General features: G+C 68.4%; 13 protein-coding genes. 4 read left to right on the top strand and 9 right to left on the bottom strand.

Features of this window, described 5'->3' with window-relative positions; translation table 11 throughout:
- Positions 1 to 12 precede the first annotated feature (12 nt).
- The 3 genes from ACWDKQ_RS10965 to ACWDKQ_RS10955 are packed head-to-tail and all read right to left on the bottom strand — an operon-like array spanning position 13 to position 2,487.
- Positions 13 to 996, bottom strand: a complete 984-nt coding sequence (locus tag ACWDKQ_RS10965; RefSeq protein ID WP_450138568.1) for a 5-oxoprolinase subunit C family protein — start codon at positions 994 to 996, stop codon at positions 13 to 15.
- On the bottom strand, positions 989 to 1,696 hold the full coding sequence (locus tag ACWDKQ_RS10960) for a 5-oxoprolinase subunit B family protein (RefSeq protein WP_450138567.1): 708 nt from the start codon (positions 1,694 to 1,696) through the stop codon (positions 989 to 991). Before ACWDKQ_RS10960 ends, ACWDKQ_RS10965 begins: the two co-directional genes overlap by 8 nt.
- Positions 1,696 to 2,487, bottom strand: coding sequence for a LamB/YcsF family protein (locus ACWDKQ_RS10955; protein ID WP_450138566.1), 792 nt, complete (start codon positions 2,485 to 2,487; stop codon positions 1,696 to 1,698). Before ACWDKQ_RS10955 ends, ACWDKQ_RS10960 begins: the two co-directional genes overlap by 1 nt.
- A 241-nt stretch (positions 2,488 to 2,728) precedes the next feature.
- Between ACWDKQ_RS10955 and ACWDKQ_RS10950 the strand changes: the two genes are divergently transcribed.
- On the top strand, positions 2,729 to 3,871 hold the full coding sequence (locus ACWDKQ_RS10950; RefSeq protein WP_450138565.1) for a pyridoxal phosphate-dependent aminotransferase: 1,143 nt from the start codon (positions 2,729 to 2,731) through the stop codon (positions 3,869 to 3,871).
- Positions 3,872 to 3,880: 9 nt separating this feature from the next.
- Positions 3,881 to 4,504 (top strand): TetR/AcrR family transcriptional regulator, encoded by a 624-nt coding sequence (locus ACWDKQ_RS10945; protein ID WP_450138601.1) that lies wholly within the window; start codon positions 3,881 to 3,883, stop codon positions 4,502 to 4,504.
- Positions 4,505 to 4,691: 187 nt separating this feature from the next.
- On the opposite strand, the gene ACWDKQ_RS10940 is transcribed toward ACWDKQ_RS10945, so the two are convergent.
- Positions 4,692 to 5,000, bottom strand: coding sequence for an acetyl-CoA carboxylase biotin carboxyl carrier protein subunit (locus tag ACWDKQ_RS10940; protein ID WP_450138564.1), 309 nt, complete (start codon positions 4,998 to 5,000; stop codon positions 4,692 to 4,694).
- Positions 5,001 to 5,095: 95 nt separating this feature from the next.
- On the opposite strand from ACWDKQ_RS10940, the gene ACWDKQ_RS10935 reads away from it, so the two are divergent.
- Entirely contained in the window at positions 5,096 to 5,764 is a 669-nt protein-coding gene (locus ACWDKQ_RS10935) for a DUF4142 domain-containing protein (protein WP_450138563.1), read from the top strand.
- Entirely contained in the window at positions 5,761 to 6,384 is a 624-nt protein-coding gene (locus ACWDKQ_RS10930) for a class F sortase (protein ID WP_450138562.1), read from the top strand. The genes ACWDKQ_RS10935 and ACWDKQ_RS10930 overlap by 4 nt, the downstream gene beginning before the upstream one ends.
- A 373-nt stretch (positions 6,385 to 6,757) precedes the next feature.
- Here ACWDKQ_RS10930 and ACWDKQ_RS10925 read toward each other — a convergent pair whose 3' ends face one another.
- The 5 genes from ACWDKQ_RS10925 to ACWDKQ_RS10905 all read right to left on the bottom strand — a co-directional run bounded on the left by ACWDKQ_RS10925 (position 6,758) and on the right by ACWDKQ_RS10905 (position 14,059).
- Positions 6,758 to 7,597, bottom strand: a complete 840-nt coding sequence (locus tag ACWDKQ_RS10925; protein WP_450138561.1) for an alpha/beta hydrolase — start codon at positions 7,595 to 7,597, stop codon at positions 6,758 to 6,760.
- A gap of 95 nt (positions 7,598 to 7,692) precedes the next feature.
- Positions 7,693 to 9,285 (bottom strand): hydantoinase B/oxoprolinase family protein, encoded by a 1,593-nt coding sequence (locus ACWDKQ_RS10920; protein ID WP_450138560.1) that lies wholly within the window; start codon positions 9,283 to 9,285, stop codon positions 7,693 to 7,695.
- Positions 9,282 to 11,333, bottom strand: coding sequence for a hydantoinase/oxoprolinase family protein (locus ACWDKQ_RS10915; RefSeq protein ID WP_450138559.1), 2,052 nt, complete (start codon positions 11,331 to 11,333; stop codon positions 9,282 to 9,284). Before ACWDKQ_RS10915 ends, ACWDKQ_RS10920 begins: the two co-directional genes overlap by 4 nt.
- A 17-nt stretch (positions 11,334 to 11,350) precedes the next feature.
- Positions 11,351 to 12,607, bottom strand: coding sequence for an MFS transporter (locus tag ACWDKQ_RS10910; protein WP_450138558.1), 1,257 nt, complete (start codon positions 12,605 to 12,607; stop codon positions 11,351 to 11,353).
- A 714-nt stretch (positions 12,608 to 13,321) separates the two neighbouring features.
- Positions 13,322 to 14,059 (bottom strand): GntR family transcriptional regulator, encoded by a 738-nt coding sequence (locus ACWDKQ_RS10905; protein WP_450138557.1) that lies wholly within the window; start codon positions 14,057 to 14,059, stop codon positions 13,322 to 13,324.
- Positions 14,060 to 14,143 lie beyond the last annotated feature (84 nt).

Here is a 14,143-nt window from a genome sequence, read left to right as displayed (position 1 = left end):
GGGAGTCCTCTCTCAGGCGGTGCGGCAGGAGATGCCGAGTGCGGCGAAGACCGTGCAGGCCCGGTTCGCGAGAGTTCTCAGCCGGTGCTGGCGGGCCCTGTGCATCGCGACGGCGTCGGCGACGGTGCGGTACCGGAATCGGAGGTGCTGGCCGGGGCGGAGTTGCCCCAGCGCGTCTTGGGCGATCTTGGTGGCCACCGCGATCACGGGGTATCCGGCGGTGACTGGTCGGCCTCGTTGCAGCACGAGCAGCTCTTCGGAGGGCGGGACTTCGACGGCGCCGACGGGGATGCCGCGCGAGAGCACCTCCGCCGAGCTCGAGCGCGGTGGCATGGGGCCGGCCAAGCGGAGTCCGATGTGGTTGCTGCGCGGGGTGACCGCGTAGGTCGCCGATGCGAGGAGTTCGCGGCAGGTAGGGAATTCGGTTATGTCCGGTCCGTCGGTGACGTCGATCGTGCAGGGGTCGGGGAACCGAGGCGGCTCGGCTCCCAGGCAGAACAGCGGATGGCGGAAGACCGGGTGGTCGACCGGTCGGTAGTCGCTGCGCAGGCCGATCGTCGCCCCGGTCGCCAGCTGGGTACCGACACCCAGCAGGGAGTCCGGTGCGCAGCTGCCGGAAACCGTTGGTGCGTCGATGGTTCCGTGCACCGCGAGGTAGCAGCGGAGCCCTCCCGTTGGCACTGCGACCCGGATGGTCGCGCCGGATCCAAGGCACAGCGGTTCCCACATCCGGCTTAGGTGGTCGTTGATGGTCACCTCGGCCGGTGCTCCGGTGACGGAGACCAGTACGGGCCGAGTGGTGCTCAGCGTGAAGTCGGTCGCGGTGATCTCGATCAGCGGGGCGCTGCGCGGATTGCCGACCAGGATGTTGGCCACGGCCGCCGAGTACTGGTCGGCGGCACCGTTGACGGGCACGCCCCGCCGGGCGAGCCCGCGGCGTCCGAGGTCGGTGATGGCAGCGATACCGGCCTGGCGCACATGGAGTTCCTCAGGCATCCTCGCCCTCCAGGCCCTGGGCGGCGCAGTCGCTCCAGCGATCGGCGTCGATGGGGACGAACCGGAACCGGTCTCCCGGTTGGTACGGCACGTACGGCTCGTCGGCGATGTCGACCAGCGTCAGCGGGGTTCGCCCGATCAGCCGCCAGCCGCCAGGGGAACGCACCGGGTAGATGACTGCTTGGTGGCCGGACAGCGCGACGGAACCCGGCTCGACGGCGACGCGGGGTTGCGGGCATCGGCTGATCGGCTGGGCGAATGGCGTGCCGTCCAGCATGGGGGCTCCGGCGGGCGCGCCGAGGAAGCGGACCGGGAACTCACGGCTGCACAGCGCGTCCACCACGTCTTGTTCGGTGATGCCCAGTTCTTCAGCGACGGCAGGAAGATCCGGCCCGCAGGTGCCGCCGAAGACAACTGGGATGCGGAAGGCGCGGCCGCGCAGCGGTGCTGGCGCGATGGGTTGGGTTGCGATGGTTCGGTGCACCGCTTCCGTCAGGTCGGTGTGGGTGACCTCGTCGCAGTCGAACTCGACGAGCAGGCTGTCGTAGGTGGCGATCAGGTCGCTGACCCGATCATCGGGTTCGAGGGCGTCGGCCAAGTGCTGCACGGCCTGCCAGCAGAGCTCGGGGTCCGAGCCCACCGCTTTGGCCAGTACCGCTGAGTCGCCGAAGTCGGTGATCTGCCATGTTGGCGGGGCCATCACCGGGCGGCTCCGTTCTTGGTGGCCAGGACCTCGGTCAGCGGTCGGATGCGCACTGCCGCGGCGACGAGTTCACGACGGACGGTGCGGGCCAGCTCGACCGCACCTGGGGTGTCGCCGTGCAGCAGCACCGAGTCGCACCGCACCGGGATTTCGCGACCGTTGATCGATCGGATCACGCCTTCGGTGACCATCCGCACGACTCGTTCGGCGACCTCGCGAGGATCGTGGATCACCGCACCGGGCTCGCAGCGGCGCACGAGTGTTCCGTCGTCCTGGTAGGCGCGATCGGCCAGGCCCAGGACCGCGACCGGGAGCTCGCGCGAGCGTGCGTGCACGGCCAGCCGGCCTTCCTGCACCACGATGATCAACGACGGGTCGTAGGACTGCACGGCATCCGCGACTGCATCGGCGTACTCGTCGTCGGTCACCACCAGGTTGCCGAGCCTGCCGTGCGGGGTGACGTGGCGCAGCCGGGTGCCCTGCGCGGCGGCGAACGCGGACAACGCGCCGATCTGGTACAGCACGTCGGTGCGCACCTCGTCCGGCGTCATCTCCAGTGCCCGCCGGCCGAATCCCACCAGGTCGGGGAACCCGGGGTGCGCCCCGACCCCGACCCCGCGGCGAACGCAGGCGCGCACGGTGGTATCCATCACCCGCGGGTCGCCGGCGTGGAAGCCGCACGCGACGTTGGCCGAGCTGACGACGTCGAGGAGCGCTTCGTCATCACCCATCCGGTAGGCGCCGAAGCTCTCCCCGAGATCCGCGACGAGATCGACTACCGCACCCATGCAACTTCCCTCTCGATTCGAGATTGTCATCTCAGTTCAGGACAGCGTGGCGAGAGGGTTCCGCATTGTCAATAGGTTGCACGTGGAAATCCGTGCTGATTACACAGCCGAAACGGCGATCGTGACCGATGGATGAGGCTTGACTGCGGGGCACCTGCTTCTCCTATGCTTGCCTCGTAACCAAGACTCTACTCTCGGTTTTGTGTCGAGCTAGCCGAGTCACTCGTCATGAGGAGAAGCTGTGGTCCGGTTCCAGCCGTCGCTCGCGATCACCCGTGTTCAGCGTTCGTCGCTTCGGCCGGCCGGCGCGGTCCCGCCGGCCGGGACGGTGTCGCTGGCCATGGGCGAACCCGATTTCCCGACCCCGGAGCCGATCGTGGAAGCCTGCCGGCGCGCGCTCGCCGACGGCTACACCCACTACGGAGATCTCAACGGCGACCCCGAACTCCGTGAGGTGATCGCCGCGGCTGCGTCCGGGCTGTCCGGCCGGGCGTACTCGGAGGGCAACGTCGCGGTGACCCACGGCGGCGCTGCCGCGATCAATGCTGCTGTCCTCGCCGCCGTGAACCCGGGAGATCGGGTGGTGATCCCCGAACCCACCTACTCCCTCTACCCGGACGCGGTGCGGTTGGCCGGTGGCGAACCGGTGCTCGTCCCGACGACATCAGGTCACCGACTCGATCTGGACGCGCTCGCCGACGCCCTCCGAGGCGCGCGGATGATCGTGCTGTGCAACCCCGTCAACCCGACCGGTACCGTGTTCACCGGTGATGAGCTGGGCGCCCTGGGTGAGCTGCTGGACGGAACCGATGTACTGGTGCTCGCCGACGAGGCGTACGCCGAGATCGTCTACGACGGGGTGCCGTTCACCTCCGCACTCGCCGTCGAATCCCTGCGCGAGCGCCTCATCTACTGCCAGACGCTGTCGAAGACTTACGCAATGACCGGCTGGAGGGTCGGGTACGTCGTCGCGCCGGTCGAGATGACGGCGCCCATCCGTCATGTGCACCGCACCTTCAACAGCGCTCTCAACGCCGCTGCCCAGCGGGCGGCCATCACCGCATTGCGACTCGGCCCAGAACTAGCGGCGCCGATGCTGCGCGCTTACCAGGAGCGCCGCGACCTGGTGGTCAAGCGTCTTGCCGAGATGGACGAGGTCGATGCGACCAACCCCGAAGGCGCGTTCTACGCCTTCGCCAAGTACCGCTGCGCACTGCGGTCCGAGGACGTCGTGCAGCGCCTGCTGGCTGGTGGTGTCGCGGTCCGCGCAGGCAGCGAATACGGCCCCTCGGGGGAAGGCCACATCCGGCTCTCCTTCGCCGCCGACTTCGCTACGCTCGACGAAGGACTTAACCGCATGCAGAAGACCCTCGCGCGACTGTAGGAGGCATCGCTGACCACCACACCGGGGCGCCGCGCGCCGGCCCGCAGCCGGCCACGCCGGGACGCGGTCCGCAACCGAGAGCGGCTGCTGGAAGCTGCGGGGGAGCTGCTGCGCACCGACCCTGGCGGTGTCTCGATGCCCGCGATCGCGGGTAGGGCCGGCCTGTCGGTGCCCACCGCCTACCGGTACTACTCGGCGCTGGACGACCTGCTCAACGCCTACCTGCACCGAGTGATCGTCGAGCTGCGCGACTACAGCCATGACTGCCCGAAAACCGGTCCGGCGCTGTTCGAGGAAGTCGCAGGCGAATGGGCCCGGCTGCTGGAAAGCTACGGGGCCGCGATGGTGCAGCTGCGCTCCCGCAGCGGCTTCCTGGCGAGGCTGCGCGGCAACGACCCGGTCATCGCCACGGTGCGAGAGGCGTGGGAACGACCGGTCCGAAGCGTGATGCGGCACCTGGAGATCCCGGACGAGCACTTCGAACACGCCTTGTTCCTGTGCAACATCATGTTCGACCCGCGCGAGATCCTGGACCTCGTCGACACCGGCCTCACCCGTGACGAGGCCCTCCTGCACCTCGAACACGCGTACTTCCAGGCGCTCGTGGGATGGGCCAACGCCACCGGCGCCTGAGCTCGGCGATTGCCCGGGGCATTCGGTGCGATTCGTCGACCTGCGCCGGACCATCCACGGGCCCCGACTGCAGCAACGTCAACGGCGCATGTTCGCTTCACCCCACCGCCGCCAGATACACCACCGCCGCATAGCGAGTCCCCAAACAGCGTCGATAGCTGCCCAAAAGACTCACGGCCGAAGACGTTCAGTCCTTCAGCTCGCAGAGGGTTGTGTCCTGCGGGGCCGGGTCGCCCTGCTGAGCCGACAGGCCCGTGACCGTGCCCGTCTTGTGGGCCGTGACCGGATTCTCCATCTTCATCGCTTCCAGCATCGCGATCAGGTTGTCCGCCGCGAGCTCCTGGCCGCAGGAGACCCGTTTGTAACAGTCTCGGGTGAACGGGTCGGTGACGCTGCCGTCGGCATCGATCAACTGGTTGCCTGCACGGTGAACTGGGAAAAAGATTTCGAGAATCGGTGGAGGCTGGGTATCTCTGGTGATGCCGCGACCGACCACCGGCCGGAGATCCGGTAATTCACCGAGGTTTCTGCTGCCGCACGCGGGGGTATCCAGACCGCGCAATGATTCTTACTGGGGGGACGATGACGAAGATGAAGAAACGCGCTGCCGTCGCGGTCGGTGGCATGGCGATGGTGGCGGCGTTGGCTGTGCCCGGCGTAGCGGCGCACGCGGCCGCAGTGCCTGAACAGGACAATTCTTTCATGACGCAGGCCGCGCAGGTGAACTTGGCGGAGATCACCATAGGCAAGCTGGCGCTCCAGAAAGCCAACACGCCGCAGGTGCGGTCGCTGGCGCAGGAAACGCTCACCGACCACCAGGACGCGCAGAGCAAGCTCGAACGACTGGCGGAGCAGAAGGGCGTGACGCTGCCGTCGTCGCCGAATGCGCAACAGCAGAGCACCGGAAAACAGCTGGAGAGCGCGTCGGGCGCAATGTTCGACACCATTTACCTGCATGCGCAGATCTCCGGGCACCAGGAGGCGAGCACGCTTACGCGTTCCGATATCGACTCCGGTCGGGATGCTGACGTGCAGAACTTCGCGAAGGACTTCCTTCCGGTGGTCCTCAAGCACCTGAGCCATGCCCAGGAGGCTGCGAACGCCGTCGGAATTCCGCCGAAGGGGGCCAATACGGGTTCCGGCGGCCTGGCGAAGCGAGCGCAGTCCAGCGCCGGAGATCTGGGTTTGATCGCGGGCGGTTTGGCGATGGTCGTGGCTGCCGGTGCGGTGCTGCTGCGGTGGCGCCGGCGGACCGGGTGAGCTCATGGCGACGCCGGGCGCCGGTTGTCGTGCTGGCGCTGGGCTTGGTGACCGCGGCGGCGGGACTCGGCCACGCTCTGGTCAGTGGTCCCGCACTGCCGCACACCGGGACCGTTCCGCCTGCCCATGCGGGGCCTTCTCCGGCTCCAGCGCAGGAAGCTCTGGCGCCGGTGTCGCTGAGCGAGGTGCCACAGCGCATGCGGTTATCGGCGATGGGTGTCGACGCGCAGGTGCAGCCAGTGCTGCCCGGGCCGGACCGCCAGCTGAGCGTGCCCGAATCACCCGATGTGGTCGGCTGGTGGAGCGCTGGCGCCGCGCCGGGTTCTCGGACAGGCACAGTCGTGTTGGCTGGGCACGTCGATACCCGCAGCGCCGGCCCGGGCGCGCTGTTCCGGGTGGCTGAACTCCAGCCTGGCGATCTTCTCGAGGTTTCCTCCGCGCACGGCACGACCCGGTACCGGATTGCGGCCGTGCGCAGTTATCCCAAGGCTTCCCTGCCGGCGGACCTGTTCGACCGGACCGGCAATCCGCGCCTGGTGCTGATCACCTGTGGAGGTCCCTTCGACGACAGCACCCGCCAATACGAGGACAACATCGTCGCTTACGCCGTTCCGGCGTAGGCGGCAGCTGCAACCGGGAGGGGGTGCACCGGCTTCGACGATGTGCTGGTGCAGGGGAAAGTGTGACCTGGACTACGCCGCACTGAGGCAATTTGTCCTGTATTCCCGTGCTTCGGGAGCAACTGTCTATTGTGGACTTCGATGGGTTCGAGGGGTGCGGGGTCAAGGTCCTGCCGGCCGGGCGGTCTGAACAGCGCGTCGACCTGCGTTAAAGCGGGCCGACGACCCCGACAGCCGCGGTCCCGCTTTGTGGCGTTGGGTCGTTGCCCTGGCTTTGAATACATGGCTGATGCCGGCGAGGATCGAACGCCGTCGTGCGAGCCATTGAGGACTTCGTTGTGGTGGATCGAGCTGTGCACGCGAACCGAGTGGGTTATCCCGCGGCGTTTTTGTTGAGGTATTTGACGATGATGTCGATGGCGGCGCGGAAGTGCGGGCGGTTCGGTCTGTTGAGGAAGCCATGAACCGTTCCCGGGATGACGTGGTGTTCGACGGGTACGTGCGCGGCGGCGAGTTCGGCCGCGAAGGCCTCGCCGGAGGCGCGCAGCGAGTCCCGGTCGGCGTCCAGCAAGAGGGTGGGGGGCAGCCCTTCGGCGTCGGCGCCTCCGGGGAAGGCGTGGGGGTTGGTCATCGCTGCAGGTGTGCCGGCGTAGTTGCGGTTCATCCTCTCCACGGTGCCCGGCCGGAGCCGGAGGATGCCATGGCGGCCGCGCAGGCGGGAGGCCAGTTGCGAGGACGGGGTCGGGAGCGCGGCGTGGAAGGTGCCGTAGGCGAGCACCAGCCGGGACGGCCCCGTGGCGCCTTGGTCGCGGAGCCGGAGTGCCACGGCTGCGGCCAGGCAGGCTCCGGCGCTCGCGCCGCCCAAGGTCGCTGCCCCGGTTGTTGACTGGGCGAGGACCGAGTTGAACGCGTCGGTTACGTCGTCGAGGGGGACCGGGAAACGCACGCCCGGTAGCGGGCCGGGCTTGGGCCTGCGGAAGAGGTTGAACGGCGCCACCAGTCGGTAGTCGACGGTGACCACGGTGCGCTCGGTCGCGGCGATGGCGTGGGCGATGGCGTGGGACTCGGGTTGGTCAAGACCGCCGCTGATGAAGCCGCCGCCGTGGATCCAGACGAAGGGAGCGCGCCGCTGCGCGGCCGCGGCCGCGGCCGAAGGGGCGTAAACGCGGACCGGGATGGGCCCGTGCCTGCCGTCGACCGAGGTGTTCGCCACGCGTGGATCCATTGTCTCTCCCAGCAGTGCGCGCTTCGGCCACCGTACGCGCACGGCCCGGTTGGTCGGGCCGTGCGCGTGGCTTCCGCGCAGCGTCAATCGTCGTTCTGCCCGTAACCGCCGCCGCCTGCGGTTTGGATGCTCAGCGTCTCACCTCGTTGCAGGTCGAGGCGGTTCATCGCGGACAGCTGCTGCGAACTGCCGTTGCGGGTGACGTGGACCTGTGCCGGGGATCCGGGCTCGCCGCCGTGCAGCCCCCACGGGCGCCGGGTGACCCGTGCGGTGGCCACCACCGCTGACACCCGCCCAGCGGTCACTTCCAGCTCCCGCACGAGTCCGCTGCCGCCGTTGAACCTTCCGGCCCCGCCGGTCCCGTGCGCGATGGCGTACCGCTTGACGCGCAGCGGGTATTCGCGCTCGATGACTTCGCACGGGGTGTTCCTGGTGTTCGTCATGTGCGTGTGCACGGCGTCCGCGCCGTCCATGCTCGGCAACGCACCTTGACCGCCACCGTAGGTTTCCACGTACGAGAAGTAACGCTGCGTTTCGGGATCGTGGCCGCCGATCGTCACGATGCTCATGCTGCCGCTGGATGCCGCCGGGACGCGGTCGGGAACGAACTGTTCGAACGCGCCGAAGAGGACGTCGACGATGCGCTGTGCGGTCTGCGTGTTGCCGTTGGACACCGGCGCCGGGAACTGCGCTGCGACCACACTGCCCGGGCGAGTGCGCACCGAGACCGGGCGCATGAGCCCTTCGTTGGAAGGCAGCGTCGGATCGGCCAGCGCTTTGACCGCGTACGCCGCACAAGCCTCCGCGATCGCGTAAGAGCAGTTCACCGCTCCCTCAACCTGGTCCGCGCACTCGGTCAGATCGACCACGAGTTCGTCGCCCCGCTTGCTCACCGTGGCAACGATGGGCACATCGTCCTCCCGGACCCCGGTGTGCTCCAGGTAGTCCGCGAACCGTGCGCACCCGTCGGGCATCGCGCGCAACGCCGCGCGGGTGCGGCGTTCGGCGTAGTCGATCAGCGCCTGGCCTGCCGCGCGGAACCGCGCCACGCCCCAGTCCCCGACGAGCTCCTGGATGCGCCGGGCCCCGAGGCTATTGGCCGCGACCTGGGCCATGAGATCGCCGCGGGTCTTGTCGGCGGTGCGGACGTTGGTCAGCAGCAGGTCGAGGACGTCCTGCTGGATCTCGCCGCGCTTGATCATGCGCAGCGGCGGAATCCGGATGCCTTCCTGGAAGATTTCGGTGGCGTGGGTGGCCATGGATCCCGGGGCGAGCCCGCCGACGTCGACGTGGTGGGCCATGTTGGCGATGACCGCGATGACCTCGCCGTCGACGTGGACCGGCGTGATCAGGCACGTGTCCGGCAGGTGCGATCCGCCCAGGTAGGGGTTGTTGGTGATGACGACGTCACCTGGGGCCAGGGAGTCGACGCCTATCTCGGCCAGGGTGTTGCGGATCAGGGTGGGCATCAGGCCCAGGTGCAGCGGGATGTGCTCGGCTTGGGCGATCAGCTCGCCGCCTGCGCGGTAGACGCCTGCGGAGCAGTCGCGCCGGTCTTTGATGTTGGGGGAGTAGGACGTGCGGATCAGCGCGGTGCCGACCTCCTCGGCGATGGATTCCAGGCGGTTGCGGGCGATCTCCAGATCGGCGGGGTCCAGGGCGATGTGCTGCGTCATCGGGCTTCCTCCGGGTGGATGTGCAGGAATCCGTGCTCGTCGTGCCGGCACGCCTGCCCGGGGGAGACAACCGTGGTGGAGTCGAGCTGTTGCAGGACGAGGGGTCCGGTGAGGCTGACGTGCGCCGGCAACTGCTCCCTGCGGTAGACGGGGGTGTCGTGCCACTGGCCGTCGAAGTACGCGCGGCGCTTGCCCACCGGGCCGGGAGCATCACCGCTGGGGAGTTTCGGCTCGACGCGTTGTTCTTGCCATCCCGCGGTGACCGTGACACGCGCGGTCACGATTTCCAATGCAGCGTCGGGGTCGCAGAACCCGTAGCGCTCCTCGTGGATCGTGTCGAATGTTCGGCGCAGTTCGGCGAAATCGTCCGTCCACGCGGCGCGGAGTTCGTAGCTCTGCCCGAGGTAGCGAGCGTCCACGGCACGTTCGACCACGGCGTCAGTGGCGCTGACACCCTCATCTTCGGCCAGGAAGTCCTGCGCCTGAGCGGCCAAGGTTTCCAACGCTTCGGACACGGACGGCATCGCGGAGGCGGTCGTCGCCGACACGTTGAGGGCGAAGTCGTGTCGCACGGGCGTGTCCAGCATGCCGACCGCCGACGCGATTCCCGGGTGCGGCGGAACGACCGCGGCACGCATGCCCAGCTCGCGGATGAGCTCCGCGGCGTGCAGCGGACCGGCTCCGCCGAAGGCCATCAGCGTGCACTGGCGCAGATCCACTCCGCGCTCGACGCTGACCTTGCGGATTCCGCGCCCCATGGTCGCGTTGATGACGCGCAAGACACCGGCCGCGGTCTCGGTGTCACCGAGCCCCACATCTCCTGCGAAGTCCGCTAGTCGCTGCCGTGCAGTTGCCACGTCCAGCGGTAGGCGCCCGTCGAGCAGGCTGTCGCCGAGGCGGCCGAGGAGTGCGTGGGCATCGGTGACTGTGATGTCGGTCCCGCCGTGGCCGTAGCACACGGGTCCGGGCCGAGCACCTGCGCTGTGCGGCCCGACCCGCAGCCCGTCCCCCGAGTCCCGCCATGCGATGGAACCGCCTCCGGCCCCGATGGTATGCACATCCACCATGGGCATGCGCAGCGGGTATCCCTCGATCTCACCTGCGGTCATCTCGTCCGGCACGCCGTTGCGGATCAGCGCGATGTCGGTGCTCGTGCCGCCGATGTCGAAGCTGACCACGGAGGGCAGTTCGAGCTGCCGGGCCCACCGCGCCGCGCCGACCACACCGCCGGCGAGTCCGGAAAGGACGGTGCGAACGCTCTGCTCCTGCGCCACGCGCGAACCGAGCAGACCACCGTTGGACTGCATCACCCAAAGCCGCGCCGGAACACCGACCTGCGACAGCTGCTTGTCGAGGCGGTCGACGTAGCCAGCGATCTTCGGCTGGACGTAGCCGTTGAGCACCGCTGTCGACGTGCGCTCGTACTCGCGCATTTCCGCTGTGATCGAGGTGGCGGCGAACACCGACGGCGCCACCTCGGCCGCGCGGAGCGCCTCGACGACCTGGTCTTCGTGTGCGGGGTTGGCATAGGCGTTGAGCAGCGAGACGACCACGACGTCGGGTTCGGCTGCGCGGATCCGGGCGATCAACTCGTCCAGGTGGCGCCGGTCCACCGGCGCGAGTTCCGAGCCATCCGCCGCGAGCCGTTCGCGCACTTCCCAGGTCAGCTCGGCGGGGGCCAGGGGACGCGGGCGGCGCGCGGTCTGGTCGTACAGGCAAGGGCGGGTCTGGTAGCCGATCGCCAGCAGGTCCCGGAACCCGTCAGTGGTCACCAGGCCGACGCGTGCACCGGTACCGGTGATCACGGTGTTGGTGGCCACCGTTGTGCCGTGCACGAAACGTGCGACTTCACCTGGTTGACCGGCCACTTCGGACAGTGCTTCGGTGAGGCCGGCGATCACCGCTTCGTCCGGAGCGTGCGGAGTGGACGGGACTTTCCACACGAAGACAGAGCCGTCCGGTCGGTTCACCGCGATGTCGGTGAACGTGCCACCGGTGTCGATGGCCACTCGGTAACCGCGCTCATCCTCCAGCATGGGAAGGGGCATCAGAACTCCTCGATCAATTAGTTCTGCCGACCGACCGTGTCGGCCAGGATGTTTCGGTTGCGGGTCTCGGGCAGCAGAGCCAAGGCGACGAACCCGAGCACGGCTGCGATGGCGCCGACCCAGAACACCGCGGTTCCCAACCCGATCGCGGCGCCCAGCGCGCCCACGGACAGCGGCCCGAGTGCTGCGAGACCGCGCCCGACGTTGTAGGCGAAGGCCTGCCCGGAGGCCCGGGACGTGGTCGGGAATAGCTCCGCGAGGTAGGCGCCCATACCGCCGGCCTGGCCGGAGGCGAAGAAGCCGAGCACGAAGCTGATGGCGTACCCGATCTCGGGATGGGCGATGGGGGAGAACACGAACAAACCGATGCTCGCCACCGAGCCGAGGAAGAACAGCGCGAAGGTGGGGCGGCGTCCGATCGCGTCGTGGACGAACCCGGAAGCCAGGTACCCGGCGAACGAGCCGATGATCACGACCCAGGTGTAGCTCGCGGTACCGATTACCGAAAGCCCGCGCTCGGACTTCAGGAACAGCGGCAGGAAGACGAACACCGAGTAGTAGATGCCCTGGATGCAGATGCCCAGCAAGGTCGCGAGCAGCGTGGTCCGGAGCTGACCGCGGGTGAACAGCGCCGCGAACCGGTTGTGCCGCACGGGCGTGATAGCGGCGAGATCGATGCGGTCGCGCGTGGTCCGGCGGATGACGAACGCCACCGCCGCAGGCAGCACGCCGATCGTGAAGAGCACCCGCCAGGCGAACTCGGGCGGCAGGAACGAGAACACGAGCAGGTACGTCGCGGTGGAGACGGCCCATCCGATGGCGTAGCAGCTCTGCACGAACGCCAGGACGCGGCCACGGCGGGCGGCCTGGGTGTACTCGGCGACCAGGGCCGCGCCGACTGCCCACTCGCCGCCGAATGCCACGCCCTCCAGCACCCGCCAAGTCAGGAACTGCGGAAAGTCCTGCGCAGTCGCGGTCAACGCGGTGAACACGCTGTAGCCGATGATCACCCAGGTCAGGACTCGCACGCGGCCTAAGCGGTCGGCGAGCACCCCGCACATCACGCCACCGACCGCGGACGCCACAATGCTCAGCGCCGTGACCCAACCCGCCAGTGCGGTCGAGATGCCCAGCACCGGCAGGAGCACGGTCAGCGCGAAGGAGTACATGGTCCAGGTCAAGCCGTCCAGACCCCATCCGATGCCGGCAGCGGCTACGGCACGCCGCGCATCGGAATCCGATCTGGTCGTGGTGTCGGCCTGCGTTGTGGTCATGACGAGCTCCGATCCCTGGGGTTCCCAACCTCTTCCGAGCACCGGAGCGGCCACGAGGCCCGGCGATCGCTCCGGGGAAGTGCTGAACGGTCCGGTGTGGACGAATCTGGGGCGCCGCCGCTGTAGTCTCCGGCCACGTCATCCGGCAGTCCCGGATTCATGCCGGGCGCGGGAGAATTCTTTTCCGCCGCAGGGGAAAGCTCGGCATCGGCTGCGACCCTGCGCACCGTGAGCCACAGCATGGTGTCGCCGACGACCTCGCTCAGGCGCCTCGTCGTGTTGCAAGCGACAACGGACAGCTTCGACCCGCGCCGACGATGCAGGAATACGTGGTTCAGGGCGCCATTGGCCACGTACGAGAACGAGTCGATGCCAACACCGGCGAGCGCGGAACGGACGCAGTCACTGTCGAGTCGGACACCGCGCGGCACGGTGTAGAGGTCTTCCATCGCTGACCACCCTTTCGCGTCAGCTCGATCGTCGGGCGGCCTGGAACGTGCGCACCCGCTGGAGATCGCGGACTTCGCCAGCCGACCGGAGTCATGAGCGGGCCGCTGGCGACGGGCTCGATGGCCACTTCGGGTTCGTACCACCCGACCGCTCATTTGGAATTCGAACCGTATACGAAAACTACCTCGGGGTGTCCCCGAACACAAGACCCCGCGTCACCTGGGGCGACGCGGGGTCTTTGGCTGAGGCCAGGCGGCGGATGGTTCAGGAGCCGCGCGGCACCAACGGGGCGGCAGGCAGCTCGCCCGCCAGTTCGATGCCGTCCACCGTCCGGGTCTGGAGGAACTCCACGACCCTGTCCCGGAACAGGTGGACGTGCCTGGCGGCGATCCGCTCGGCCGCGTCCGCGTCGTGATCGCGCACCGCCGCGAGCATTTCCTCGTGGTCCTTGCAGGTGCGCTTGAAGTGCGAGACGAGGTCCGCGGCGAGTCCGGCGTCCCCGCCGAAGCTCAGGTACGCGAGGCGCTGGCCTTGATCGTGGATGGGCCACGCCAAGCTGCGGAGGTGCTCGTTGCGCGCATGCAGCGCTTCCAGCCGGTGCAGGTGCGCGTTCGCCGCCGAGATCGTCGCTGGCGAGCCGGCCTTGATCGCCTCGTTGACCTCGGTGTTCGCCCTCGCCAGTTCCTCGATGTTCGCCTCGGTGGCTCGAGCCGCCAGCAGCCGCGCGGTCGCCCGCGCCACGACGATGTGGGCTTCGAAGAGCTCGGCGATGTCCACCAGGTCGAGGGGACGCACCGTGAAGCCGCCCTTGGGGCCGACGTTGACCAGGCCTTCCGAGCTCAGGCGGAACAGCGCCTCGCGCACCGGGGTCCGGCTCAGGCCGAGTTCTTCGGCCAAGCTGATGTCGTCCAGGCGCTCGCCGGGGCGGGCCTGCAGCGTGACGATCTTGCGCTTGAGCTCCTTGTGCGCCTGGTCCATGACGGAACGATCGCGCTTGGGCACGGGTTCACCTTCCCGTCGGCGGGCAGCGAGTCCGCAGCCCGCCGCGACTAACTCCAGTCTCGAATACTAGTGGAATTCCAACGT

The organism is Saccharopolyspora sp. NPDC000995, from assembly GCF_053599315.1.
This window is presented reverse-complemented; position numbering and strand designations above follow the sequence as displayed.